This is a genomic window from Janthinobacterium pasteuri, assembly GCF_051380775.1.
Taxonomy (GTDB): Bacteria; Pseudomonadota; Gammaproteobacteria; order Burkholderiales; family Burkholderiaceae_D; genus Janthinobacterium.
Genome location: NZ_JBNYXS010000002.1, coordinates 381127 through 407322 on the forward strand (window position 1 = coordinate 381127; position 26196 = coordinate 407322).

Genomic DNA, 26196 nt, shown 5'->3' on the forward strand with positions numbered 1-26196 from the left:
CATGCAACGCCTGATGTTGCTGAGTCTTGTCCTTGTCCACCTGCACGCGGGCGCCGCGCCGTCCGGCGCCATCCTGCTGTGGCCCGGCGCGCCGCCCGGTGGGACGGCGCCGGGCCCGCAGCGCGACAGCGCCAAAGGCTCCATCACGCAGGTCGATCAGCCTTATCTGCTCGTGCACCGCCCTGCGCGTCCGAACGGCACGGCCATCCTGCTGGTCAGCGGCGGCGGCTACGCGCACATCGAGGCGGGCAAGGAAAGCAGCCCGGCCGCCGCCTGGCTGCAGGCGCAGGGCATCACGGCGTTTGAACTCGTGTACCGCCTGGCGCAGGAAGGCGGCGGCGTGACCGCGCCCTTCCAGGATGGCCAGCGTGCCATGCGCATGATCCGCGCGCGCGCCACCGAGTGGCAGATCGACACGGCGCGCATTGGCATCCTCGGTTTTTCCGCCGGCGCGCACCTGGCCGGCATGACGGCCGTCCAGCCCGATGCTGCCCTGTATGCGCCCGTCGATGCGATGGATCGGGCATCCGCGCGGCCCGACTTTGCCGTGCTGCTGTACCCTGTGCTGACCATGCAGCGGCCATTCGACACGACGCATGCGAAGAAGCAGTTGCTGGGAAGTCACCCCACGCAGGCGGCGCGCGACGCTTTGTCGGTGGAATTGCTCGTCGATGCGCGCACGCCGCCCACGTTCATCGCGCAGGCGCTGGACGACCCGATTGCGCCGCCCGAGAACAGCGTGCTGATGGCAGCGGCCCTGCGCCGCGCGGGCGTGCCCGTCGAGTTGCACCAGTTCCAGCACGGCGGTCATGGCTGGGGCATGGGCAAGCCGGGCAGCGAACCGGCCGCCTGGCCGCAGCTGTTGCTGGCGTGGCTGCAATCGCATGGCTGGATGCCTCAGCCGGCGCGCTGAGCTTCCAGGTCCCTCCGTGCCACATCCAGCGCTTCCTGCAGTTGTGGCAGGAACTGTCCCACACTATCGAGCTGGCCATTCGAGGCAAGGGCTTCCATCTTGTGGCACAGGCCGTGCAGGGTGGGGCGGCTCAGGTAGCCGGCGCTGCCTTTCAAGGCGTGGAAGGCGGCAGCGGCGGCGCTGGCGTTGCCATCACGCACGGCGTTGCATGCCAGGTCCAGGCGCCGTGGCGCTTCCATCAGGAACGCCTGCGCGATGCGTTGCAAGTGCTGCGGCGACAGGCCTGCCAGCGGCAGGATGTGCACGGGTGCAGTCATGGGATCGGCCGATGCCGGCGTTTCCGCCTGCGCCGCGGTGCTCGCGTCGTCCAGGCCGAACTGGCGCGCCAGCGTGTCGTCTGCAGTGGGCATGGCCGGCGGCAGTGCGTGGCCGCGCGCCAGCAGCAGGTCGATGACGGTGTCGATTTTTTCAAATAGCAGCGCTTCGTCGACGGGCTTGCTGAGGAAGTCGTCCATGCCGGCAGCCAGGTAGCGTTGCCGGTCATGTTCGCTGGCGTTGGCCGTCAGCGCGAGGATGGGGATGTGCGCATCGGGAATGGGAAACTGCGCGTTGCCGCCGTCGCGGATCAGGCGCGTGGCCTGTTCGCCATCCATCAGCGGCATGCGGCCATCCATCAGCACGCAGTCGTAGGCGCCGGTGCCCAGCGCGTGCAGCGCCTGCTCGCCGTTTTCCACGATGGTCACATCATGTCCCATGCCTTCCAGCAGGGTGCCGATGATGATCTGGTTGGTGCGCACGTCTTCAGCGCACAGGATGCGCAGGCGGCAGGCGTGGCGCGCGTGGCGCGCCGGCCGGCGCGCGTCGGCCGCCGGCGCGCTGCCGTCTTGCAGCGGCAAGGTGAAATGGAAGCGCGAGCCGATGCCGACCTGGCTTTCCACGCCTATCGTGCCTTGCATCAGTTCGACCAGCTCCTTGCAGATGGCCAGGCCCAGGCCTGTGCCGCCGTAGCGGCGCGTGGTGGAGTGGTCGGCCTGCTCGAATTTCTGGAACAGGCGCGGCAAGGTGTCCGCGTCGATGCCGGGACCGGTATCGCTGATGATGAATGTGATCTCGCTGCTGCCGTCCGGGCGCGGCGGCGTGCGGGCGCGCCGCACTTCCAGCAGCACTTCGCCATTCGCCGTGAATTTCAGCGCGTTGCCCAGCAGGTTGATGAGGATTTGCCGCAATCGCGTGGGATCGGCACGCACGTAGCGCGGCAGGTCCAGCGCCAGTTCACGGCGCAGCAGCAGGCTCTTGGCGTCGGCCTGGCCCTGCACGATGCCGGCCGCGTCGCCGATCAGCGCCAGCAGGTCGAAATCCACGGTTTCCAGGGTCAGCTTGCCCGCGTCGATCTTTGAGAAATCGAGGATGTCATTGAGAATGGTCAAGAGCGAGACGCCATTGTGCAGGCCGATGCGCAGGTATTCCTGCGTGCGGCCTTTGACGGACTGGTCGCGCAGGGCGAACTTCAGCATGCCGATCACGCCGGCCAGCGGCGTGCGGATGTCGTGGCTCATGGCGGACAGAAAATCGATGCGGTGGCGGCTGACCACTTCCGCGTGTTCCTTGGCCTTCAGCAGGGCGTCGTTGCTGAGGGTGAGCGCCAGGGTGCGCTCCTGCACGCGCTGTTCCAGGTTGTTGCGCAGCAGGCGGATCTGGTCGGCCAGGGCAAAGGCCAGCAGCAAGCCGTCGAGCGTGCCACCGAGCAGTGTCACCAGCTGGGCGTTCGCCACCATGGCCGGCATCATGCCCAGGTTGGCCGGCAGGATCAGGAAGCCGGGCAGCATCAGGGCGACGAAGCCCAGCACGAAGAAGCGTGCCGGCTGGTAGCGGCGACGCCAGACGACGATGCCGCAGATCAGCGCCAGCAGCATCCAGACGCTGATGACGATGGTGGCCAGGGTGTGCGCATATGACAGGGCGAAAAAGCAGCTGGGCAAGAGCAGCAGGGGCAGCACCAGGTTGACCTTGCTGATGCGGTACAGCAAAGGCGAGTAGTCGCGTAGCTGTAAAAAGTGCATGTAGAACAGGGTGCTGAAGACGGGCAGCAGGAAAAAGGGCACGTAATGCAGCTGCAGCTGATGCCAGTCGAAGAGGTCGGCCAAGACATGGAAGGTGATGGCCCAGGCCAGGCCATAGGTCAGCACGTACAGTGCGTAATACGCCGAGGCTTTGTCACGGGTGATGGAAAAGATGAAGAAATTAAACAGGCCCAGCGCCAGCAGGGCGCCGATGGAGGCCACTATCAGAAAATTTTCCTTGCCCACCAGCTTGCGGTAGTCCTGCTGTGTCTTCATGCCGAACAGCGGCGCGCGCGCGTAATAGGGACTGGAAAAGCGGATCAGGATGTCATACGTGGCGCCCGGCGCCAGCTGCACGTTCCTGCCGTAGTGCAGCAGATACTCGTGCGGGCGCTGGTAGCCGGTCAGCAAGATTTGCGGCGCCGCGTGCGGCGCGGAGCCATACACGTACAGGTCGACCAGGTCGATCAGGGTGTCGTTCGGGTCGATGACCCAGGCCGCCACGCTGCTGTCGTTGCGCACCTGCGCATGCAGCCAGTAGGCGCCGCCGAAGAGGTCGACTTGTCCGGCCGGGCGCTGCTGCGCCAGCCAGGCGGGCAGGCTGGCGGCATCGGCAGGCGCGGCGTCATGTCCGGCGAAAAACAGTTGCCCGCCGCTGCCCAGGTGCTGGATGCCTTGCTTGCCCAGCGATAAAGGTGCGGCCTGCGCCGCGCCCGCCAGCCCCAGCAGACCGAACAGCAGGCCGAGCAGGAGCGGCCAGCCGCATAGCCAGACGCTGACGCGGGAGCTGGGAGCGCGGTGGCGGGATGGGGGCGGGTGGGCTGGCATCGATGAGTGTGGTGATGGTCGTGCGGACTGGCGGAAACGCCGTTTGCTGTGGAATGCCCATTTTAATCGACTCTCGGTGACATACGGACAATTTCATGTCCTGCCGATATGGCGCCTTCTCCGGTATCATGGCGCCTTTGCCCGCGAGACCTTCATGCTCAGTCCCGACCAGTTCCTGGCTTTCCTGGCCGCCGCCGTTTTGATCACCGCCAGTCCCGGCCCCGACAACCTGATGGTGCTGGGCGTGGGCATGTCGCGCGGGCGCCGCCAGGGCATGGCGTTCGGCCTGGGCTGCGCCCTCGGCTGCCTCACGCATACGGTGCTGGCGACCATCGGCGTGTCGGCTCTGCTGGCTGCCTCGCCCACTGCATTTGCCGCCCTGAAAGTGGCCGGTGGCCTGTACCTTGTATGGCTGGGCATCGGCGCCTTGCGCAGCCGTGGCGGCGCCAGAGTCGATGGCGCGGCGGCCTTGCCTGACGAATCGCTGCTGCGCCTGTTCGGCAAGGGTTTGTTTGCCAACAGTATCAATCCGAAAGTCGTGCTGTTTTTCCTCTCGTTCTTACCGCAGTTCATCGTCGCAGGCCAGGGCAATGCCAGCTGGCAGACGGCGCAGCTGGGCCTGGTCTTCACGGCGCAGGCTTGCGTGCTGTTCGGCCTGCTCGGCTATTTTTCCGGCGCCGTCGGCCTGTGGCTCAACCGCCGCCCGCGCGCCGGCCTGTGGCTGGACCGCGTGGCTGGTACCATCTTCATCGGCCTGGGCTTGCGCCTGATCCTGGCGCGCTGAATTCCTGCCGGGCGGTAATGCGGAACGCCAGTTCCATCTGGTCCTGCACGGCCATGGCGCCGCCCAGGACGGCGAACGGCACGATGCCGAAGTCGCTCTGTTTCAGCAACAGGCTGCCGCTGGCCTGCAGGCCGCTCCCATCGGCCGTTTGCGTGATGCGCACGGGCAGTTGCACCGTGCGCGTCACGCCATGCAGGGTGATGTCCGCCTCCAGCACTTCCTTCTCGCCCGTGCGGCGGGCCGCGATACGCACCCAAGGATAACGCTCGGCGTCGAGCACGCGCAGCAGCATGTTGTGGCGCGTGCCGGCGATGGCATCTGCCGACGGTGTCGTCGTCAGCCCTGCCGCCTGGCGCAAGCCCTCTTCATCCACACTCATCTCGTCGAGCCGGAACTCGAATTGCGCGCGTCCCGTCGCAGGCGCCACCACGCCCTGCAGGGTGCGGCTGGCGATCACGTGGTCATGTCCCAGCCGGGCCAGCGCGCCGCCGCGCCGCACGGTGATGGTCAGCAGCGATTCCTGCGCACTGATATGCAAGACACGCACGCCCGGCTGTTGCCACTGCGGCACCTGCATGGCTGGCGCCGTGACTGGCGCTGCCGGCGGCGAGGCGGTGGGCGGCGGGGCGAACGGGGAACAGGCCGCGAGCAGGGCGCAGGCGCAGGCGAGCAGCGTGCAGCGGTGGGCATGTGGCAACAATGAGGACTCCTGGCAAAGTGATGACAAGGGGGCAACGGCGGCGCAGGGCGCAATGGAACGATAGTAAGCGATCCGGGCGCAGGCGCGAAAGCCGGTTCGCGTGCGCGCCCTTTTGGCAAGGCCTATGCGTGCCGCGCGATGCCCGGTCGTGCGGGGCTGCCTGCGTGCATGAAGTGAAATGGATTTGAATGGAATACGATCGAAAATGAATAGTTTGCGGTGCGCGATTGCATGCCGGGCATGCTGTCTATGGCCGGTAAAAACATATTCAAATAATTTCCGATAATCAATATTGGTAATTTCTTTCGTAAAGCAAACTACGCATTTGATAGTTTATGTGTGTTATTTAAATATTAACTTAATGGGGCGGTGCAGCTAATTATTATGCGGTAGAAAATTGAATATTTCCGGCACGAATGATTAATTTGAGAAATGTGTTGTTAAATATCAACAAGATAATTTAATTTCCATGTTGAAAACAAAAAACCGGCCGTTGTCGTACGCTTGAACTGTTACTTGTTCATATAATTGTGTCAAATAGATGTCATTTTTATATGTTAATGCTTCGTGCAGCAGAACATTTCTTAGCGAACAACATGATCAAAACACACCAGGAAACGGCAGGCCAATCTGGCCGCCATGCAGCTTTTTCTTCCGCCGGACGTTACATGGGCATGCTGGCCGCCCTTGTCGGCCGCATCCGCCTACCCCATCTTTCCAAGTGTCATGTTGCGCCGCTGGCGCTCGCTTCCTTGCTGCTGGGAGCCGTTGCACCTGTCACTGCACAAGTGCTGTGGGAGGATTACCGCGGCATTGAGCGGGTGCCTGCGAATTCACCGGCGCCCAATTACAACAATGGTTTTAACGCGGGCAGTGCTGGCCGCCTCGCCAGCCTGATGGCGCTGGCCGCCAATCCTGCCGTCAATGCGGCGCGCACGGGCTCCTCGCCACAGATGGACTGGGCCACTGGCACGGCCGCCAATCCCGCGCAGTTATGCTACATCGAGACGCAGCAAACGTCGCCTGCCTGCCGGGCCTGGCTGATGGGCCGCGCAATGTACACGCTGGTGGTATTTCCGATGGCCGGCAATTACAAATTCAGCGTCGCGCATGATGATGACGTGAAAGTGGATTTTTCCACCCAGTATTCGATCAATTACCGCAGCGCCGTGTATAACGTGGCCGTGGGCAGCGTGGCTGAGTATTCGAATAGTGAAACGGATTTCCAGAACCTGGCCGGCAATTTCAATAGCGCCACGCCCGGTGGATGTTATCTGGCCCGCGTCCTGTGGAATAACGTGGGCGGCATCAACCATTTGCACATGCGCTGGACGCGTCCCGATAATGTGACGGAAATCATTCCCGCGGCGCAATTGCGCGACCCCAGCCTGGCCAGTTCCTATGCCAGTTGCACCAACGCCAAGACCGACCTGGCCGTCAGCAAGGCGGGCCCGGCACAGTTTTCCATCGGCAAGCCCTTGAGCTATACCGTGAAAGTCTGGAACCGCGGCCCGGCCCTCAGCATGGGTGCCACCTTCAGCGATGTGCTGCCGGCCAGCTTGAGCAATGTCAGCTGGACCTGCGCCGCCAGCGGCAGCGCTTCCTGCGGCACGAAAACCTCGGGCTCGGGCAGCAACAGCGTCAGCATTACCATGGGCAACCTGCCCGTGAACGCGGCCGTCAGCGACCCCACCACGGGTCCCTACCTGACGGTGACGATCACGGCCACGCCGGGCGATGCCGCGAGCATCGTCAATACGGCCAATGTGATCGTCTCGCCCAATGAAACGGATAGCGATCTCAGCAACAACAGCAGCAGCACCACGGCCACGGTCAGGACGAATACCCTGACGGTGCTCAAGGTACTGGCGCCCGCCAGCGACAGCGGCCTGTTCATCATGAATGCCAATGGCACGGCTGGCGTGCAGGGCGGCAACGGCGCCACGGCCAGCGCCTTGGTGCGCGCGGGCAATCTCGCGACGTTCGCGGAAAACGCGGGCACGGCCACCATCCTGGCGCAGTACCAGAGCAGCTACAGTTGCGTGCGCACGGATACGGCCGCCGTCATCGGCACAGGCGCGGCCACCTCGGGCAACTTCACGATGCCCGAGGCACCTGTCACGTGTACCATCAGCAACCGTCGCCTGCAGGCCGACATGCAGGCTGTCACCACGCTGCCGGCCGGCCCCTACAATGCTGGTGCCCCGGTGACGGTGACGGGCGTGTGCACGAACAACGGCCCGGACAATGCGGCCGCGCCCACCTGCGTGATGAGCGGCTTGCCAGCCGGCGCCACGGCCAGCTGCAGCGCGGCCGTGTCGCCTTTCATTCCCGGCTCGCGCATTAATTGCACCTCCACTTTCAACCTGCCCGCCAGCGGCAGCCTGACGATCACCACCACGGCCGGCTCGACCACGATGGACCCCATCCCCGCGAATAACGTGGACAGCGACTCGCTGGCCATCGTCAGTCCGCTCGTGCGCGTGCAAAAAAGCGTCGACAAGAGCAGCGCCTTCGTTGGCGACAGCGTGCAGTGGACCTTGACGGCGAACAATACCGGCACGGGCGCCACCACGGCGGCCCTGACCCTCGCCGATACCCTGCCGGCCAACCTGGCCAGCATCGTCGTCACCCCCACGGCGCCCGCCACCTGCGCGCCGCTGGCCGGCAATACGCTCACCTGCACGCTGCCCGCCGGCCTGGCGCCGGGCGCCAGTGCCCAGGTCAGCATCACTGGCGTGCCGACGGCGGCCGGCAGCTTCGTCAACAGCGTGGCGCCGTCCGGCGGCAATGGCGCCAGCTGCGCCACGCTGGCTGCCTGCCAGACCACCACCATCGTCAGCAAGGCGCTGGTGGACGTGACCACCACCCTGAACGGCTTTCCCGGTTCGACGAATGCGGGCGACGCCATCAGCGGCACGGTCACTTACCGCAACATGGGACCGGGCACGGCTGAGAACCTGACATACACGCTGCAATTGCCGACAGGCTTGGCGGGTGTGTCGGTGGGCGGCGTGACGGGCGTGTACAACGCGGGCACGGGCTTCGTTACCCTGTCCGGCCTGCCGCCGAATCTGGCGGCAGGGCAGGGCATCACCTTCAATCTCAGCTACACGCAGCCGGCCTCGAACAGTTCGTTTGTCACCAGCGTGGTCGGTACCACCTCGGTCGAAGTGGCGAATGACTTGCCGAATACGGCCACCGTGATGGTGCCTGGGCCGAACGTGCGCGTCACCAAGGTGGCCGACAAGCTGACGGCCAACGTGGGCGAGAGCATTACCTGGACGATCACGGCCAGCAATACAGGCAATATCGCCAACCAGGGCATCGTCAGTCTGGCCGATTTGCTGCCGCCCAGCCTGGTGGTGACGAGCGTGGTGGCGGCGCCGGGCGTGACGTGCCCGCCGCTGGCAAGCTGGACGGCGTCAAGCACCCAGACCTGCACCATCGCCGCCGGCCAGCTGGCGGCCCTCACCGGCAGCCGCAGCATCACCATCACGGCGCACGCCACGGTGGGCGGCAGCCTGGCAAACCGCATCATGCCAAGCGGACCCGATAATCCTTCCTGCGCCACGGCGGAAAACTGCCGCACGGTCACCTCGATTACCAGCCCGAAAGTGGCGGTGACGAAAACCGTCGACCATGCCAGCATCAATATCGGCGCCAGCCTGACCTGGAGCGTCACGGCGACGAACAGCGGCGATGGCGTGAGCACCGCACCCATCACGCTGACCGATACCTTGCCTGCCAACCTGGCAGGCCTGAACGTGGCGCTGGTCGGCAGCGCCACCTGCGCCGTGCCGGTAGGTAATATCCTCACTTGCACGGTGCCGGCCGGCCTGGCCGCGAACGGCGGCATCGCCGGCTTCAGCGTCACGGCCCAGCCCGCCGCAGCGGGCACGTATGCCAACAGCGTCGTGCCATCCGGCGCCGACAACCCGGTCTGCGCCACGCCTGCCGATTGCGCCACCACCAGCACGGTGACCAGTCCCAGCGTGGCCGTGACGAAAGGCGTCGACAGGACCACCGTCAATCTCGGCGACACCATCACGTGGACCCTGAAAGCCATCAACAGCGGCAGCGGCCCCACGAATGGTCCGATCACCCTGACCGACAGCTTGCCCGCCAACGTGGGCGCACTGCAGATCCTGCCCGCAGCGCCCGCCAGTTGCGGCGTGCCTGTTGGCACGACGCTGACGTGCACCGTGCCGCCAGGGCTGGGCAGTGGCATGCAGGCAACGGTGCTCATCAAAGCTGTGGCGAATGCGTCCGGCACGGTGGCCAACAGCCTCGTGCCGAGCGGCATCGACAATCCCGCTTGCGCCACGCCAGCCATTTGCCAGACTAGCACCACCGTCACCAGCCCGAACCTGGCGGTAAAGAAGAGCGTCGACAAGGCCAGCATCAACGTGGGCGACACGCTCACGTGGACTTTGACGGTGAGCAATAGCGGCACGGGTGCGAGCACGGGCATCGTCACGCTGGCCGACACCTTGCCGGCCGGCCTGGCGAACATCGTCGTCAGCCCGCAGGCCCCTGCCACTTGCGCGCCCGTGGCGGGTCAGAACCTGACGTGCAGCGTGCCGGCCGGCCTGGCCCCAGGCGCCTCGGCCAAAGTCATCGTCAGCGCCACGGCCACCCTGGCCGGGTCTGCCGTCAACAGCGTGCTGCCATCGGGACCCGACAACCCCGCCTGCGTGCTGCCCGGCGATTGCGGCACCACCACCACGGTGGTCAAGCTGCTGGTCGACGTCACCACCACGCTGAACAATTTCCCGCCGAATACCCTGGCGGGCGACATGATTTCCGGCACCGTCACCTACGCCAACGTGGGACCGGGCCCGGCCGAAGGCGTGACGTACACCCTGCAGCTGACGCCGGGCCTGAGCAACGTCGCCCTGACGGGCGCCGTGGGCAGCTACAATGCCGCCACGGGCGTCGTGACCCTCAGCGGCTTGCCCGCAGGCCTGGCGAATGGCCAGAGCACCAGTTTCAACGTCAGCTACACGCAGCCAGCCGATAATCTGTCGATGGTGACGTCGAGCATCGCCACCACTTCGGTGGAGGTGGCGAACCATTTGCCGAACACGGCCATGGCAACCGTTCCCGGCCCCATCATCCGCGTGACGAAACTGGCCGACAAGACGACGGCCAACGTGGGCGAGACGATTACCTGGACCATCACGGCCACGAATACGGGCAGCCTGGCCAACCTTGGCCTGGTAACCCTGACCGATATCCTGCCCGCCAACGTGGCGGTGCTGTCCGTCACGCCGGGCGCCGGCGTCAGCTGTCCGCCGCTGGCCAGCTGGCTGGCCAATAGCGCGCAAGCGTGTACCGTCGCAGCCGGCCAGCTGGCCGCCATGAATGGCAGCCGCAGCATCACCATCACGGCCAGGGGCACCGCTGGCGGCAGCCTGGGCAATAAAGTGCTGCCGAGCGGACCCGACAATCCCGCCTGTGCCCAGGCCGCTTCCTGCCAGACCAGCACCACCATCCTCAGCCCGCAAGTGGCCGTGCGTAAAAGCGTCGACAAGAGCAATATCAACGTGGGCGACGCGCTGACGTGGACGCTTGCCGTGGCCAATACGGGCACGGGAGCGACCACGGGTGTGGTCACCCTGACCGACACCTTGCCGGCCAACCTGACCCTGTGGCAATTACTGCCCGCGTCGCCCGCCACCTGTGCGGTGCCGAGCGGCAACCAGCTGGTATGCTCGATTCCAGCCGGCATGGCGGCGGGCAGTACGCTCAATATCGTCGTCAAGGGCGTGGCCAATGCGGCCGGCGCCTACGTCAATACCGTCGTGCCAAGCGGCCCCGACAACCCTGTCTGTCCGCAGCCCGGCGATTGCAGCACCACCAGCACGGCCGTGAAACTGCTGGTCGACGTGACCACCACCCTGAACGGCTTTCCCGGCAGCACGCACGCGGGCGACACCATAGCCGGCACGGTCAATTTCAGCAATATCGGCCCCGGCCCGGCCGAAGGCGTGACCTATAGCCTGCAACTGGCGCCCGGCCTGGCCGGCGTGAGCGTGAACGGCGTGGCGGGCAGCTACAACGGGGGTTCCGGCCTGGTGACCTTCAGCGGCGTGCCGGCCACCCTGGCGCAGGGGCAGGGTTTCAGCTTCCAGCTCAGCTACATCCAGCCGGCCAGCAACCTGTCGAGCGTGATCAGCCGCATCGCCACGACGTCGGTCGAAGTACCGAACGACCAGCCGAACGTGGCAACCGTCACCATGCCCGGCTCCATCATTCGCGTCAGCAAGACGGCCAACAAGGCCGTGGCGAATGTCGGCGAGGAAATTATCTGGACGATTACGGCCAGCAACACGGGTAGCCTGGCCAACCAGGGCGCCGTGATCCTGACGGACTTGCTGCCAGCCAATATCATCGTGACGAATGTGGCGCCCGACAGCGGCGTCACCTGTCCGCCGCTGGCCAGTTGGGTGGCCAACAGCAGCCAGAGCTGCAGCGTGGCCATCGGCCAGCTGGCGGCCAGCAATGGCCAACGCCAGATCGTGTTGACTGGCAGGGCCAGCGCGGGCGGCACCATGGTCAACCAGCTGATGCCGAGCGGCCCCGACAATCCAGCCTGCTTCCAGGCCAGCAGCTGCCAGACGCAGACCACGATTACCAGCCCCAGCCTGGCGCTGAGCAAGAGTGTCGACAAGCTGGCGCTGAATATCGGCGACAGCCTGACGTGGACGGTCACCCTGGCCAACAGCGGCACGGGGGCCAGCACGGCTATCGCCACCATCACCGATACCTTGCCGGCCGGCCTGGCAAATATCGTCGTCACGCCCGCCGCGCCCGTCACCTGCGCGCCGCTGGCCGGCAATGTGCTCACGTGCAGCGTGCCGGCTGGCCTGGCAGCCGGCGGCAATGCCACGCTGCAAGTGACGGCGCGCGCTGCCGTGGCCGGCAGTCTCGTGAATGGCGTCAGCGCCAGCGGCACGGATAACCCGGCCTGCCTGCAGGCGGGCGATTGCAGCACCACCAGCACCGTCAGCGCGCCCTTGCTGAACGCCAGCAAGAGCGTCGACAAGACGGCGGCCAACGTGGGCGATACCCTGACGTGGACCTTGACCTTGCGCAATAGCGGTAGCGGTCCCAGCACGGCCATCGCCACCCTGGCCGATACCCTGCCTGCGGGCCTGGCGAATGTGCAGGTGACGCCGACGGCGCCCGTCACCTGCGCCGCGCCGGCGGGCAATGTCGTGAGCTGCAGCGTGCCGGCCGGCCTGGCCGCCGGCGCCAGCGCCAGCGTCAAGCTGAGCGCCACGGCCACCGTGTCGGGCAGCCTCGTCAATGCGCTGCTGCCGGGAGGAGGGGACAACCCCGTTTGCGCTGTCCCCGGCGATTGCCAGACCACCACGGTGGTATCGAAACTGCTGGTCGACGTGACGACCACCCTGAACGGCTTCCCCGCCAGCAGCAACGCGGGCGACGCCATCCGTGGCGTGGTGACGTTTGCCAACGCGGGGCCGGGCGTGGCGGAAGCGATGAGCTACAGCCTGCAGCTGGAGCCGGGCCTGAGCGGCGTTTCCGTCAGCCCCGTCAGCGGCGCACCTGGCATCGGCGGCGTCTACAACAGCGCCACGGGCCTGTATGTGCTGAGCGGTTTGCCGGCCACCCTGATCGCCGGCCAGAGCGCCAGCTTCAACCTGTTCTACACGCAGCCTGCCAGCAACAGCTCGCGCATCAGCAGCGTGGTGGGCACCAGTTCGACGGAAATCGTCAACGACTTGCCGAATACGGCGACGACGAACTTGCCCGGTCCTGTGATTCGCGCCAGCAAGACGGTCGACAAGGGGAACGCGGCCGTGGGCGATATCCTGAGCTGGAGCATCACGGCGACGAACACGGGCAATTTGCCGAATCAATTCGCTGTCGTCATCGCCGACGTGCTGCCGACCAATATCGTCGTGCTCAGCGTGACACCTGACGCGGGAGTGAGCTGCCCACCCGTCGCCAGCTGGACGGCTGGCAGCGTGCAGGCGTGCACGGTTGCGGTAGGTCAATTGGCAGCCGGCAATGGCAGCCGCAAGGTCGTCATCACGGGGCGCGGCACCGCGGGCGGCAACCTGTCGAACCGTATCGTGCCCAGCGGTGGCGACAATCCCGCCTGCGATACGGCCAGCGCCTGCCAGGCCACGACGGCCCTCGTCGCGCCGCAAGTGACGGTGCGCAAGAGCGTCGACAGGAGCAATGTCAGCGTGGGCGACGTGCTGACCTGGACCATTACCGCCAGCAATGGCGGCACGGGTGCGACCAAGTCCGCCATCGTGCTCACCGACAACCTGCCAGCCGGCGTCAGCGGCGTGCAAGTGCTGTCCACGCAGCTGGCCACCTGTGCGCCCGTGGCGGGCAATATCGTCACGTGCAGCGTGACGGCTGGCCTGGTGCCGGGCGGACAGGCGCAAGTGGTGCTGCGCGCCACGGCCAGCGCGGCCGGCGTGCTGCAGAACACGGTGTTGCCAAGCGGGCCGGACAATCCTGTCTGCGCGCAGGCGGCGGACTGTGTCACCAGCACCACGGCCATCAAGCTGCTGGTCGACGTGACCACCACCCTCAACGGTTTCCCCGGCACCACCAGTGCCGGCGACCAGATCAACGGCATCGTCAGCTACAGCAACGTTGGTCCCGGCACGGCCGAGAACGTGACGTACAGCCTGAAACTGGCGCAGGGCCTGATGGGCGTGACCCTGAGCGGCGCGGCCGGCAGCTATGACGCCATCAGCGGCATGCTGACGGTGACGGGCTTGCCCGCCAGCCTGGCGCCCAACGAGTTGCACAGCTTCGGCCTGTCGTATATCCAGCCGGCCAGCAACGTCTCGACCATCGTCAGTCTGATCGCCACCAGCTCGACGGAAGTGCAGTACGATTTGCCGAACACGGCCACCGTAACCATGCCTGGCCCCGTCATTCGCGTCAGCAAGACGGCCGACCGCGGCAATGCCAACGTGGGCGACAGCATCGTCTGGACGATTACCGCCGTCAACAGTGGCGGCGTAGCCAACTTGGGCGTGGTGACTCTGGCAGACATGCTGCCGCCGAACCTGACGGTGCTGGCGGTCAACGCCGATGCCGGCGTGAGCTGCCCGCCGCTGGCGAACTGGGTGGCGAACAGCGTGCAAAGCTGCAGCATTGCTGCTGGTCAATTGGCTATCGGCAATGGCACGCGCAGCGTGCGCGTAACGGCCACGGGCACGCTGGAAGGCGTGCTGTCGAACCGCGTGATGCCGAGCGGACCGGACAATCCAGCCTGCGCGCAGGCCAGCAGCTGCGAGTCCAGCATCGTGCTGACGGGACCCAAGGTGGCAGTGCGGAAAAGCGTCAACCGCGTCAGCGCCAATGTGGGCGACACCGTGGTGTGGACCATCACGGCCAGCAATACGGGCACCGGCCCCACGCGCGCCGTCATGAGCCTGGTCGATACCTTGCCGGCAGGCCTGGCGAATGTGGTGCTCACGCCCGTGCGTGCCACTTGCGCGCCCGTGGCCGGCAATGTGCTGACCTGCAGCGTGCCGGCCGGCCTGATCGGTAATGGCGGCGAAGCCAGCGTGGAAGTGTCGGCCACCGTCACTCAGGCGGGCACGGCGCTCAACCGCGTCGTGCCTTCCGGACCCGATGCGCCACAGTGCCTGGCCCCGAGCGATTGCCAGACCAGCACCAATGTGACCAGCCCCAGCGTGATGGTGAAAAAAGTGGCGGACAAGGCCAACGCCAGCATCGGCGATACCGTCAGCTGGACGATTACCGCCACCAACAGCGGCAGCGGTGCCACCACGGCAGCCATCACGCTGACGGACGACCTGGCCGCCAGCCTGACGGAGATCGTCGTCACGCCCGCCGCGCCCACCACCTGCGCGCCGCTGGCCGCAAATAAACTGGTGTGCACGGTGCCGGCCGGCCTGGCGCCGAATGCCGTGGCCGCCGTCACGCTGAGCGCGAAAGTGGCCGCCAGCGGGACATTGAGCAACACCATCGTGCCCGCCGGTGCCGATTTGCCACGTTGCGCGCAGGCATCTGATTGCACGGCCGTCACGGACGTGGCGAATCCGGCCATCGGCGTGGCGCTGGGCGTGGGCAAGGTGACCCAGCTGTCGGCCAAAGTCTTCAATGTGCCGTACACGGTGGTGATCCGCAACGTGGGCAAGGGCGCGGCGCAGAATGTGCAGGCACTCGACAGTCTGCGCGCTGCTTTCCCTGAACCTGTCACGTGCCGCATCGTTGCTCCACCTGCCGCACCCGCTATCGGCGGCAGCCGGCAGCTGGCCGTCAACCCGGGCTTTACGGGCGGTTGCGGCGGCAGCGACTTGCGTTTGCTCAGCGGTGATGCGGCCTTGGCCGAAGGCGAACTGAGCGTCATTACTTTCACGGTGGAAATCACCGTGCAAGACAGCACCGCGCCGCAGTACAACAACAGTGTGTTTGCCAGCGCGCTGGGCGGCAATGTCGCCAATGCGGGCGGCAGCATCAGCGTGCCGCCAGCCCCGGCCGCAGGCGTCATCGCCGCCAATCCAACTTATACGCCACCCGTGGGTAGCCTCGTGTTTGACGCTTCCAACAATGGCGGCAGCCATGCGGGCGTCGTGGCGACTGCAGCGGACGTGGCCGCGCTGGCGGAAAAGGTCGATCCCAACCGCAACGGCAATGCCTCGGATACCGTGGGCGGCGTCGCCTTCACGGGTGAAGACACGCCCACACCCGTGGTGTTGCTGCGGCAAGTGGTCGATGTCATCAAGGCAGTGTCCGCGCAACAGCAGGTCGACGCCAGCAAGTTCGAGATCAGCTACACGGTGCAGGCGGCCAACCGCTATCCTGCAGGCTATCCGACCTCGACCATGGTGCAGGTGGCGGAAAACCTGAAGGCTGTCTTCCCGACAGCGGCCAGCGTCACCTTCAAGCCGGGCAGCCTGGCCGTCACGGCGCGGCCTGCCGGTGCCACGGCCTGCGTCGCGAATGGCGACTTCAACGGCATCACCGTGTTTGGCTTGCTGAGCGGCAATGGCGATTTGCAGCCGCAGGAAAGCTGCAACATCGTCTTCACGGTGCTGGTCGACTTCGGCAGCGTAGCTGCGATCCCCACCGTGCCGCAGCTGAACCAGGTGTATGCGAGCACCATGCCGGGCACGGGGACAGGCGGCCGGAATATCGGCCACAGCTATAGCGGCGCGGACGGCGCCAGCACGCCAGTGGCGCCCGCCAGCGTGCTGGCATTGGCAAGCTCGGCCGACACCTTGCTGCTGCCGGCGACACCAGGCGCCACGCCACCGAGCTTTACGCCCGTGGTGTTCAACACGAAGGACAAGCCGATGTTGTTGATCAGCAAGAGCGTCAACAAGACTCAGGCAGAGATCGGCGACAGCCTGCAATACACCATCGAAGTGAAGAACACGGGTGTGGCGACGGCGTTTGGCGTCAGCGTACTCGATAAACTGCCGGCCGGATTCCGCTACATCGACGGCACCACCACGCGCAACAATGTGCTGCAGCCCGATCCGGGCGGCAAGCCTGGCCCGCAACTGAACTTCAAGCTGGAATCGCTGGCGCCGAACGCCAGCGCCAGCTTCCGCTACCGCCTGCGCGTGGGCGTCGGTTCGCTGCAGGGCGACGGCATCAACCGCGCCCAGGCATCGACCAGCAACGGGCCGCCATCGAACGAGGCGCGCGCGAAAGTGAAGGTGACGGGCGGCGTGTTCACCACGGATGCCTGCATTGCCGGCAAGGTGTTTGTGGACTGCAACAACAACCATGTGCAGGATGCCGAGGAACTGGGCATCCCGGGCGTGCGCCTGTATATGGAGGATGGCACGAACCTCACCACGGACGTGGAAGGCAAGTACAGCTATTGCGGCATCACGGCGAACAGCCATGTCATCAAGGTCGATGGCGCAACGTTGCCGCGCGCCAGCCGCATGATGGAAGCGTCGAACCGCAACCTGGGCGATCCGCACAGCTTGTTCCTCGACACCAAGAACGGCGAGTTGCTGCGCGCCGACTTCATCGAGGGTTCGTGTTCGAATCCCGTGCTGGAGCAAGTCAAGGCGCGGCGCGCGCAGGGCGAGGTGCGCAGCGTGGAAAGGGAGGGCAGGGCGGGGCCGGGACTGAGTTTCAGCAGCCAGCCTGCCAGCGCGCCCGCGCAGGCGACGGACAGCGCCAACCAGCCTGTCTCCGCGCCCCGCGTGTCCACGCCCGCCGCCCAGCCAGCCGCAGGAGGCAGCCATGCGCAATAAGCCTCTTTCACCTTACCTGCCGCTTGCCAATGCTGCTAAAGAGAAACAAGCCATGAAGAGAACTCTCCCCGCGCCCCGGCGCATGGCCGCCGCGCTGGCCCTGCTGGCCTTCCCGGTGGCCAGCCTGGCGCAACTGCCCTTGCCGGACAATGCGGCAGGCTTAGCCGTAGCGGCGCCATCCTTCCTTGCCGGCAAGGTCGGCGGCACCGACTACGCGATCAACCGGGGCGTGGCGCGCATCGCCGTCGAGACGGACGGGAACGACGTGCCGGCCGATGGCCAGAGTCCCGTCATGGTGACAGTCAGGCTGTACGATGCGCACGGCAAGCCCCTGGCGGACGCGGCGCTGTTGACTATCGAGGCCAGCGGCGGGCGCATCGTGCTGCCCGGCGCCCGCACGGACGAGCTGGGCCCCGAGCGGCGCGACGCCGACAAGGTCACGCCCGGCACGCAGCTGACGGTGGAGAATGGTGTAGCAAGCTTCAGCCTGCTGGCCCCGTCCACGCCGCAGGACGTGCTGCTGCGCGTGTCGGCCGGCGGCGTGGCGGCGCAGGGCACGATCAGTTTCCTGCCAGAACTGCGTGACATGCTGGCCGTGGGCTTGATCGATGGCATCATCAGCAAGCGCAGCCTGTCGAGCAGCGACATTGCGCCATCGCGCTTCAATGATGGTTTCGAGCGCGACATCGTGCGCTGGAGCCGGGCCTTCAACAATGGCAAGGCCAACGTGGCGGGCCGCGCAGCCATGTTCCTGAAGGGAACTATCCGTGGCGACGCCTTGCTGACGGCCGCCTACGACTCGGACAAGGAGTCGCGCGCGCGTCTCTTGCGCGATGTCAATCCGGAAGAGTTTTATCCCGTCTACGGCGACAGTTCCGTGCGCAACTTCGACGCCCGCTCCAGCGACCGCCTGTACGTGCGCATCGACCAGCAAAAAAGTTATGTGCTGTATGGCGACTTCGCCACTGGCGACGGCTTCAGCCAGATGACGGGCGGCGGCGCCGTGGCCAGCTTGCAGCAGAGAAAACTGGGCCAGTACAACCGTACGGCCACGGGCGGGCGCGGCCATTACGAACAGGATGGCATCGTCGCCAATGCCTTCGCCATCAACGATAGCCTGAAGCAGGTGGTCGAGGAATACCGGGCGAATGGCACCTCGGGGCCGTTCGCGGTGCGCAACAACAACGCCATCGAAAACTCGGAAAAGATCGAGATCGTGGTGCGCGACAAGAACCAGAACGGCAATATCGTGCAAGTGACGCAGCTGCGCCGCTTCGACGATTACAGCTTCGAGCCGTTCAGCGGGCGCATCCTGTTCAAGCAGGCGATCCCCGCGCTGACGCCGAATGGCGATCCGCAATCGATCCGCATCAGCTATGAGGTGGACCAGGGGGGCGAAAAATTCTGGACCCTGGGCGTGGATGGGCAAGTACAGCTGGGCAAGATGGTCTCGCTCGGAGGCTCGGCCGTGGAAGACAAGAATCCCTTGTCGCCGTACAAATTGCACAGCGTCAATGCGGGCTTGCGCTTCGGCGAGCACAGCCTGCTGGTGCTCGAAGTGGCGCGCAGCACATCGACCAGCTACAGCGCGGGCGGCAACATCTACACGACGCCGTCGGGCCAGGCGGGCGAGCTGCGCGATGAAGTCAGCGGCAATGCGGCGCGGGTCGAGCTGCAGCACAAGGATGACAAGCTGGAAGCGAAAGTCTTCTGGAGCCGCTCGGACAAGGATTTCAATAACACGGCGGCCGGCATCACGGGCGGACGGGGCGAGGCAGGCGTGAAGGCTGGCTACAAGCTCAGTGCCGCCGTCACCGTGTATGGCGAGGCCATCCGCAGCGACGAGCGCAGCACGGACGCGCGCCGCGATGCGCAGCGCCTGGGCGTGGCCTGGAATGCCAGCGAGCGCTGGCTGCTCGACGTCTCCGTCCAGCACATGAAGGAGAGCGGCGGCATGCCGTCGACGGCCGGCATCGCGCCCAATACCTCGCCGCTGGGCACGGGTCTCAATCCCACGGGCGGCTTCTTCGGCAACGGCACGGCCAACACGGCCATCGACCCCGTCACGGGTGGCAGCATCACCACGTTTGCGCCCATCAATCCCGGCGTGGGCGCGGGCGCGACGGTGCCGCTGGACGCCACCACCGTGCGCCTGGGGGCGCAATACAAGGCCACGCAGCGCTGGACCCTGAATGGCGACGTGGAAAAAAGCATTTCCGACGCGGACCAGCACCGCTACGGCCTGGGTGCGCAATACCAGCTGGCCGAACGCAGCCGGCTGTATGCGCGCTATGAAAACCAGACGGGCCTGGCATCTGCCTACTCGCTCAATCCGGCCGACCGCAGCACCAGCTTTGTCGCCGGCGCGGATACGGGTTACATGCCGGGCGGCACCGTGTTTGGCGAGTATCGCATGCGCGATGCCATGGATTACAGCCTGAGCAACCAGCGCGACCTGCAGCTGGCGTCCGGCTTGCGCAATACCTGGAACCTGGGCGAAGGCCTGGCGGCGAACACGAATGTGGAATATCTGAAAGTCATGAACGGCCAGCAACAGCAAGCCGTGGCCGTGGCGGCAGGCTTCGACTACTCGGTCAATCCGCTGTGGCGCGGCTCCGTCAAGTTCGAGTACCGGCGCTTGTTCGACAGTGAAATCGCGCCCGGCGACCAGCGCCAGGATCAATGGCTCAGTACCATCGCCTGGGCGCGCAAGCTGAGCCGTGACTGGACTTTGCTTGCACGCAACTACCTGCTGTACACGCGCAACAATGATGACGCCAGCGGCGCGCCCTTGGGCAACGTGCTGCAGGACCGGGCACAGCTGGGCTTTGCGTGGCGGCCCGTGGACGACAACCGTTTCAACGGCCTGGCCCGCTACGAGTACAAGACCGTGCGCGACCAGTCGCAGATCGATGGCGACAATTACCGCGCGCATATCGTTTCCACGCACCTCGACTACCACCCCAGCCGTCCGTGGTGGTTCACGGGCAGGGTCGCCGCCAAGCACAACAACGACAGGAACTTGCCTGTGGGCCAGGAAAAGTATACGGCGTGGCTGTTTTCCGCGCGCACCGTGTACGACATCAGCAAGCGCTGGGACATCGGCGTGCTGGCGGCCGTGATGGGCAGCCCGCAAGGGGGCAGCCGCCAGTGGGCGAACGGCGTCGAAGTGGGCTATCTGCTGGCGCAAAACCTGTGGCTGTCGGCCGGCCACAACTGGTCAGGCTTTTCCGACCGCGACCTGACGGGTGCCGACTATACGGCGCGCGGATCGTATTTGCGCCTGCGCTTCAAGTTTGATGAAAACCTGTTCAAAGGCAAAGACACCACCATCAACCGTACCCTGGCCCGGCCATGAAAGCGACCATGAATCCCACAATGAAACCGATGATGAAACTGATACCGCTGGCCAGCCTGCTGGCCATGGGCCTGGCCCAGGCGGCCACGCCGACCCTGCCAACGGCGCCGCTGGCGATGCCCCAGTTGCGCATCAGCGACCAGGCCGTCTCTGCCGACCAGCAGGCTTACCGCCTGCTGCAGGAACGCATCAAGACACTCAACGACGGCGGCGTGCGCGTGGGCGACTATTACCTGTCCAAGGCGCAATGCTGGCTCGACGTGTCTTTCCACGAATACATGCGCAACGATCGCTCGGCCTTTCCCCTGCAGGCGCTGCAGGAATCGGCCAAGATCGTTGCCGCGCTGGAAGACGACGGCAGGCCCAATCCTGGCGACGCCACGCCGCTGGTGAACGACGCCACGCGCCTGCGCGATGATTTGTGGGCCAGTTTTGGCAAGCTGCGCGAGTCGCCGGGATTCGCCTGTGCGGCGCAAAAGGTGGCGTGCGGCGAAGTGGAACTGGTGCATGCTGGCAACGAATACAAGCAGCAGGGCTGGCGCCACGCGAACCCGTATGTACAACTGGCCGAGGACGCGCAGGCGGCAGCCCAGTCTGCCGCAGCCGCCTGCCCGGCCGACAAGCCGAAGCGCGAAACGCAGCCGGAGGTCTTGCCGCCGCGCATCGAGCATGAACGCATCACGCTGGACATGGACGCCTTGTTCCGCTTCGACAAGGCGGGTGCGGCCGACATGCTGCCGCAGGGCATCGATAAAATCCGCGCACTGGCGGCGCGCCTGAAGCAGGGCTACGTGCAGATCGATACCTTGAGCGTGACGGGCCACACGGACCGGCTCGGTCCAGACAGCTACAACCAGGCCTTGTCCGAGCGGCGCGCGCTGACGGTGAAACAGTTGCTGCGAGAACAAGGTATCGCCAACGTCATCAGCGCGTATGGCAAGGGCAAGGCGGAACCGGTCGCCGCTTGCGAAAAGGTGGCGCCGCGCGCTGCCCTGATCGCCTGCCTGCAACCGAACCGTCGCGTGGAGATTGAATTGACGGGCATCAAGCGTTCCGTGAAGGAGGATGGCGCACACTAGCGCTACGTCATATGGCGGTCATATGCCGCTGTTATGATGCTTTCGTTGGCACACAGCATGCGGTGCGCAGATCACTACGTTCCGGGAGCGATAGGATGCAGGCATGACTCAACAGCTTAGCCGGTGAGCTCAACCATCGGCACCAGACACGTCAAACTTGTTTTATAGTAATGATCGCAGGGCGGGGCAGGGGAAATGCAGGGATGGTGCGGGAATTTAATGAAGTCCTAAGCCTGACTCAACGAAGGGCTGGCATAGTGGAGTCATGGCGCACGGAAACCCCGGGCGCAAGGTTGCCGGACACCTCAATGACCGGCACGATTTCCGCTTTCTTGTTTTTCCCAGTTTATCCCTGCGCTCTGAAACAGCGTTTCAACCGGCTACCGCAATCTGCGAAGCCGGTTTTTTTTGCCTGTAATTTCTTCATCCCGGCGCCGTAGCGCCGGGAGTGCCACTTAGCCCGCTTGTTTCGCCAGCCATGCATCGACCGCCGGCAGGCGCTCGGCGCGTACCTTGATGCGGTATTCGATGCCCGCGACGGAGCTGTCGGCATCGCCGCGCGCGCCTTCGGGCAGGTTGGCTTGCGCATACGCCTTCAGCTTGGCGATCATCTCCGGCTGCGCCGAGCCGGCCGCCAGACGCGGGAAGTAGCGGCTGCGCGAGCTGGCGTCGACGCGCGCATTGACTTGCTCCAGGTGTGCCAGCGCGAAGTCGAAGGCCAGTTCCGGATGCGTGCGCGACACGCGCGAGATCATGGCCGGGCTGTTGGTCACGCCAGGTTCGTCCGTCAGCGCCAGCGCCAGCGCGCGCTGTGCCAGGGCCGGATCATCGCTGGACGCCAGCAGGTCATACAGCTGGTTCTTGATGAGCGGCGTCTTTTCCTGCTGCGCCCTGGCGTGCATCTGTTCCCAGGTGGCGGCGTCCGCATGCTGGGCCACCACGCCCAGGATGGTGCGGCGCAGCGGCGCGGGCATGGCGGCGGGATCCTGCTCGCTGGCAGCGTAGCGGCGGCGCGCCTCTAGCAGCACGCCCGGCTCGCCCATGTCGCCGAGGATGGCGATCAGGCGTGCGCGCAGGGTCGCGACGCTCGACGCTTCGCCGGCGTGCGCTTCCCAGCCCGTCTGCGCCATCATCGGCGCCAGGCGCGCCATGGCAAAGCGGCCGAAGGCATGCTGGCGCGCTTTACTGTCCACGCTGTCGCCCGCGTACTGCTCATACAGGTCGTTCAGCGACCCGGCCACCCGTCCCAGCACTTGCGGGTCGGCCGACAGCGGCGTGGCCTTCACCAGTTCCAGGAAGCCTGCCGGGTCTTGCAAGCCCGCCATGCCCAGTGACTGGCTGTCTGCCAGCAATCCCAGTTGATCGATCGGCGCCAGGCGCGCGAAGCTGCGCGCCAGCGCGCGCGTGCCGGCTGGCGCGTACAGGGTGCGGTAGTAGCCGCTCTGGCCCGCATTCACCAGCAGGGCGCCGCAACCGGGCACGTTCAGGGTGGCCTTGCCATTCTTGAGCACCACCTTGGCCAGCTTGCCGTTGCCGACCGTCGAAGCGATCACCGGCACTTTCCACGACAGCGGTTTCTTGTCCGGCTGGTCCTTGGAAAATTCCGTCTGCGTGAGGGTCACGCGCGTGCTGCCCTTCCTGCACACGGCCTGGCCCACCGTGATCATCGGCACGCCCGGCTGCAGGGTGAAATCATGGGCGATGGCGCTGACAGGCTTGCCGGCGGCCGCGTCGACTTCGCGCCACAGGTCGTCCGACACCGTATTGCCATACGCATGCTTGCGCATGTAGCTGCGCACGGCTGTGCGCCAGGTGTCGGCGCCCACGTACGCTTCGAGCATGCGGATCACCGCTTCGCCTTTTTGATAGGTGATGCCGTCGAAGGCCTGGCTGGCTTGTTCCACGGTGGCGATGCGCTGCACCACCGGATGCGTGGTGCGCAGCGCATCCTGGCTCATGGCCGATTCGCGCCCGCCAACGTTGGACAGGGCCGTGTTCCACTCGGGGTGCAGACGCTCCGTGGTGCGGCTTTCCATCCACGACGCAAAGCCTTCGTTGAGCCACAGGTCGTCCCACCAGCGCATGGTGACCAGGTCGCCGAACCACTGGTGCGCCATTTCATGCGACAGGGTGGTGTAGATGTTTTCCTTGTCCGACTGGGTCGAGATGGCCGGGTCGAGCAGCAGGCCATATTCGAAGGTGAACACGGCGCCCCAGTTTTCCATGGCGCCGAAGAACTGGCTGCGGCCCGGCGCGGCGATGTTGTCGAGCTTGGGCAGCGGGTAGCGCACGCCGAAGTAATCGTTGTATTCGCGCAGCAGGGCGGCTGATTCGTCGAGCGCGAAGCGGCTTTGCGCCAGCGCGCCCTTTTTCGTGATGACGCCCACTTCCGTACCGTCGGCCATCTTTGTCGCCCGCTCGAAGTCGCCCAGGCCGAAAAACAGCAGATATGTCGACATGCGCGGGGTGGTGGCGAAGTACACGTGCTTCATGCCATAGCCCAGGTCTTCGCTGCGGGCAATCGGCATGTTGCCGACGGCCATCTGGTTGCTCGGCACGACCACGTCCAGCGCGAAGGTGGCCTTGTAGTCCGGTTCATCCCATGACGGCAACATGCTGCGCGCATCCGAATTTTCGAATTGCGTGTACAACGCGCGCTGGCGCCCTTGCGGCGTGTCGTAGTCGAGCGAGAACAGGCCCGTCGCCTGCGTGCCAATCTTGCCGCTGTAATCGATGCGCAACAGGTACTCACCCTTCTCCACGGGCTCGGCAAAATGCACGGTGGCCGTCTGCTTGTCCGCATCGAACTCGATCTTGCGCGTCACCTGCTTGCTGCCGCCCGCGCCTTCGATGGCGGCGGCTGCAAACGCCAGGTTCAGGGCATTGAAAGTGATGCTGGCCGTTGGCGTGTCGACGGCCACCTTGATGGCCGCTTCGCCCTTGAAGGTGGCGGCGGCAGCGTCCGGCGTGATCGACACAATATAGTGCAAAGGCCTGACGCCGCGCGGCAACTGCGTGGTGGTCGTGGCGGCGTGGCTGGCCGAGGCGTACCTGGCGGCGGGAGTGGTGTTGCCCGCATGGGCGGCGGTGATGGAAGCCAGTGCCAGGACGGCGGCGGCCAGTTGGCTGCGGCGGAAACGCGGTGTCGGTGTACGGTGCATGGTATGCCCTTGGTTCATGAGTAAAACGCCCGCCAGCCGGGTAGGCTGCGAGCGTTGATGACGTGTGGGGGACATCGCTGGAACTGGCGGCCAGCGTTCCCCTGCAGCAATCTAAGGCGAAACGGGGGCAAAGTCAACGCGCCAGAGGCGGCGCGTGTCTGCCGAGCACTGGTATGATGGGTGACTGGCTGTACTGCCATAGGCCAGTCCCGCAGCTGATTTTCCACCACCACAACGAGACGAGACCCACGCCCATGAAACTGACTATCAGCCCCCGCACGCCCAATCCACGCCGCGTCACCATGTTCATCGCCGAGAAGGGCATCACCGGCATCGAGGAAGTGGCGCTCGACCTGATGGCGGGCCAGCACCGCGATCCCGCCTTCCTGGCGAAAAACCCGCTGGGCCGCGTGCCCGTGCTGGAACTGGCGGATGGGCGCGTGCTGACCGAGACGCGCGCCATCTGCACCTATCTGGAAGGCTTGCAGCCGCAGCCCAACCTGATGGGCGAGGGTTTCGAGGAGCGCGCCTTCATTGAAATGGCCGACCGCCGCGTGGAACTGCATTTGTTCAGCGCCGCCGCCAACTGGGTGCGGCATGGCCATCCGGCCCTGGTGGCGCTGGAAAACCCGCAGTTTCCCGACTTCGCCACGGCGCAGGCGGGCAAGCTGCGCGAAACGGCGCAATGGCTGGACCAGGTACTGGCGCAGCAGCCGTATATCGCCGGCGAACGGTTTACGATCGCCGACATCACGGCCTTCTGCGCGCTGGAATTCGCGCGTGGCCTGATGAAGTACCGTCCGGGCGCGGAAGGCTTGTCGAACCTGCAGGCTTACCGCGACCGCATCGCCGAGCGCCCCAGCGCGCAGGCGAAGTAAGCTCCCCAAAAAAGAAGGCTATGTCACCGTAAGGTGTGGGAACTCTCCCATAGTTGCCTTCAACAATGTTTCTGGGGAGCGGATGCGTCCGGCGTCGAGTATCCAGCGCCACCCCAGATAATTCGGCAGGTAATGGCTGGCTACCCCGTGGAATATGCGCAGCCAGCCGCGCAAGCGGCTGTGGTAGGCA

The 26196-nt window shown here is 65.5% G+C and carries 9 protein-coding genes and 1 pseudogene; 6 read left to right on the forward strand and 4 right to left on the reverse strand.

From position 1 onward, the window contains the following. Position 1: 1 nt before the first annotated feature. On the forward strand, positions 2-913 hold the full coding sequence (locus tag ACQ4WN_RS04185) for an alpha/beta hydrolase (RefSeq protein WP_436550388.1): 912 nt from the start codon (positions 2-4) through the stop codon (positions 911-913). Here ACQ4WN_RS04185 and ACQ4WN_RS04190 read toward each other — a convergent pair. Next, positions 898-3801, reverse strand: a complete 2904-nt coding sequence (locus ACQ4WN_RS04190; protein WP_436550389.1) for a hybrid sensor histidine kinase/response regulator — start codon at positions 3799-3801, stop codon at positions 898-900. The two genes, ACQ4WN_RS04185 and ACQ4WN_RS04190, sit on opposite strands and share 16 nt — an antisense overlap. Positions 3802-3955: 154 nt before the next feature. Between ACQ4WN_RS04190 and ACQ4WN_RS04195 the strand changes: the two genes are divergently transcribed. Next, a complete protein-coding gene (locus ACQ4WN_RS04195; RefSeq protein ID WP_436550390.1) occupies positions 3956-4585 on the forward strand; it encodes a LysE family translocator in 630 nt (209 codons plus the stop codon). On the opposite strand, the gene ACQ4WN_RS04200 is transcribed toward ACQ4WN_RS04195, so the two are convergent. Further along, a complete protein-coding gene (locus ACQ4WN_RS04200) occupies positions 4548-5285 on the reverse strand; it encodes a YceI family protein (RefSeq protein WP_436550391.1) in 738 nt (245 codons plus the stop codon). The two genes, ACQ4WN_RS04195 and ACQ4WN_RS04200, sit on opposite strands and share 38 nt — an antisense overlap. Before the next feature lie 596 nt (positions 5286-5881). Here ACQ4WN_RS04200 and ACQ4WN_RS04205 point away from each other — a divergent pair. The 3 genes from ACQ4WN_RS04205 to ACQ4WN_RS04215 are packed head-to-tail and all read left to right on the forward strand — an operon-like array spanning position 5882 to position 21967. After that, entirely contained in the window at positions 5882-17530 is an 11649-nt protein-coding gene (locus tag ACQ4WN_RS04205) for a hypothetical protein (protein WP_436550392.1), read from the forward strand. Between the two features lie 52 nt (positions 17531-17582). Then, positions 17583-20888 (forward strand): hypothetical protein, encoded by a 3306-nt coding sequence (locus ACQ4WN_RS04210; RefSeq protein ID WP_436550393.1) that lies wholly within the window; start codon positions 17583-17585, stop codon positions 20886-20888. An 8-nt stretch (positions 20889-20896) separates the two neighbouring features. Beyond that, complete coding sequence (locus ACQ4WN_RS04215) at positions 20897-21967, forward strand: OmpA family protein (protein WP_436550394.1); 1071 nt, start codon at positions 20897-20899, stop codon at positions 21965-21967. 455 nt (positions 21968-22422) lie between these two features. Here ACQ4WN_RS04215 and ACQ4WN_RS04220 read toward each other — a convergent pair whose 3' ends face one another. Next, on the reverse strand, positions 22423-25128 hold the full coding sequence (locus ACQ4WN_RS04220; protein WP_436550395.1) for a M1 family metallopeptidase: 2706 nt from the start codon (positions 25126-25128) through the stop codon (positions 22423-22425). 254 nt (positions 25129-25382) lie between these two features. Between ACQ4WN_RS04220 and ACQ4WN_RS04225 the strand changes: the two genes are divergently transcribed. Continuing rightward, complete coding sequence (locus ACQ4WN_RS04225; protein ID WP_436550396.1) at positions 25383-26006, forward strand: glutathione S-transferase family protein; 624 nt, start codon at positions 25383-25385, stop codon at positions 26004-26006. 18 nt (positions 26007-26024) lie between these two features. Here the strand turns inward: ACQ4WN_RS04225 and ACQ4WN_RS04230 are convergent. After that, positions 26025-26196, reverse strand: a pseudogene (locus ACQ4WN_RS04230) (IS1595 family transposase); the annotation flags it as partial.

Excerpts from the sequence above, each read along its gene's own strand:
- ACQ4WN_RS04225 (WP_436550396.1), top strand. The coding sequence starts at position 25,383 with ATGAAACTGACTATCAGCCCCCGCACGCCCAATCCACGCCGCGTCACC.
- ACQ4WN_RS04190 (WP_436550389.1), bottom strand. The coding sequence starts at position 3,801 with ATGCCAGCCCACCCGCCCCCATCCCGCCACCGCGCTCCCAGCTCCCGC.
- ACQ4WN_RS04215 (WP_436550394.1), top strand. The coding sequence starts at position 20,897 with ATGAATCCCACAATGAAACCGATGATGAAACTGATACCGCTGGCCAGC.
- ACQ4WN_RS04195 (WP_436550390.1), top strand. The coding sequence starts at position 3,956 with ATGCTCAGTCCCGACCAGTTCCTGGCTTTCCTGGCCGCCGCCGTTTTG.
- ACQ4WN_RS04210 (WP_436550393.1), top strand. The coding sequence starts at position 17,583 with ATGAAGAGAACTCTCCCCGCGCCCCGGCGCATGGCCGCCGCGCTGGCC.
- ACQ4WN_RS04185 (WP_436550388.1), top strand. The coding sequence starts at position 2 with ATGCAACGCCTGATGTTGCTGAGTCTTGTCCTTGTCCACCTGCACGCG.
- ACQ4WN_RS04205 (WP_436550392.1), top strand. The coding sequence starts at position 5,882 with ATGATCAAAACACACCAGGAAACGGCAGGCCAATCTGGCCGCCATGCA.
- ACQ4WN_RS04220 (WP_436550395.1), bottom strand. The coding sequence starts at position 25,128 with ATGCACCGTACACCGACACCGCGTTTCCGCCGCAGCCAACTGGCCGCC.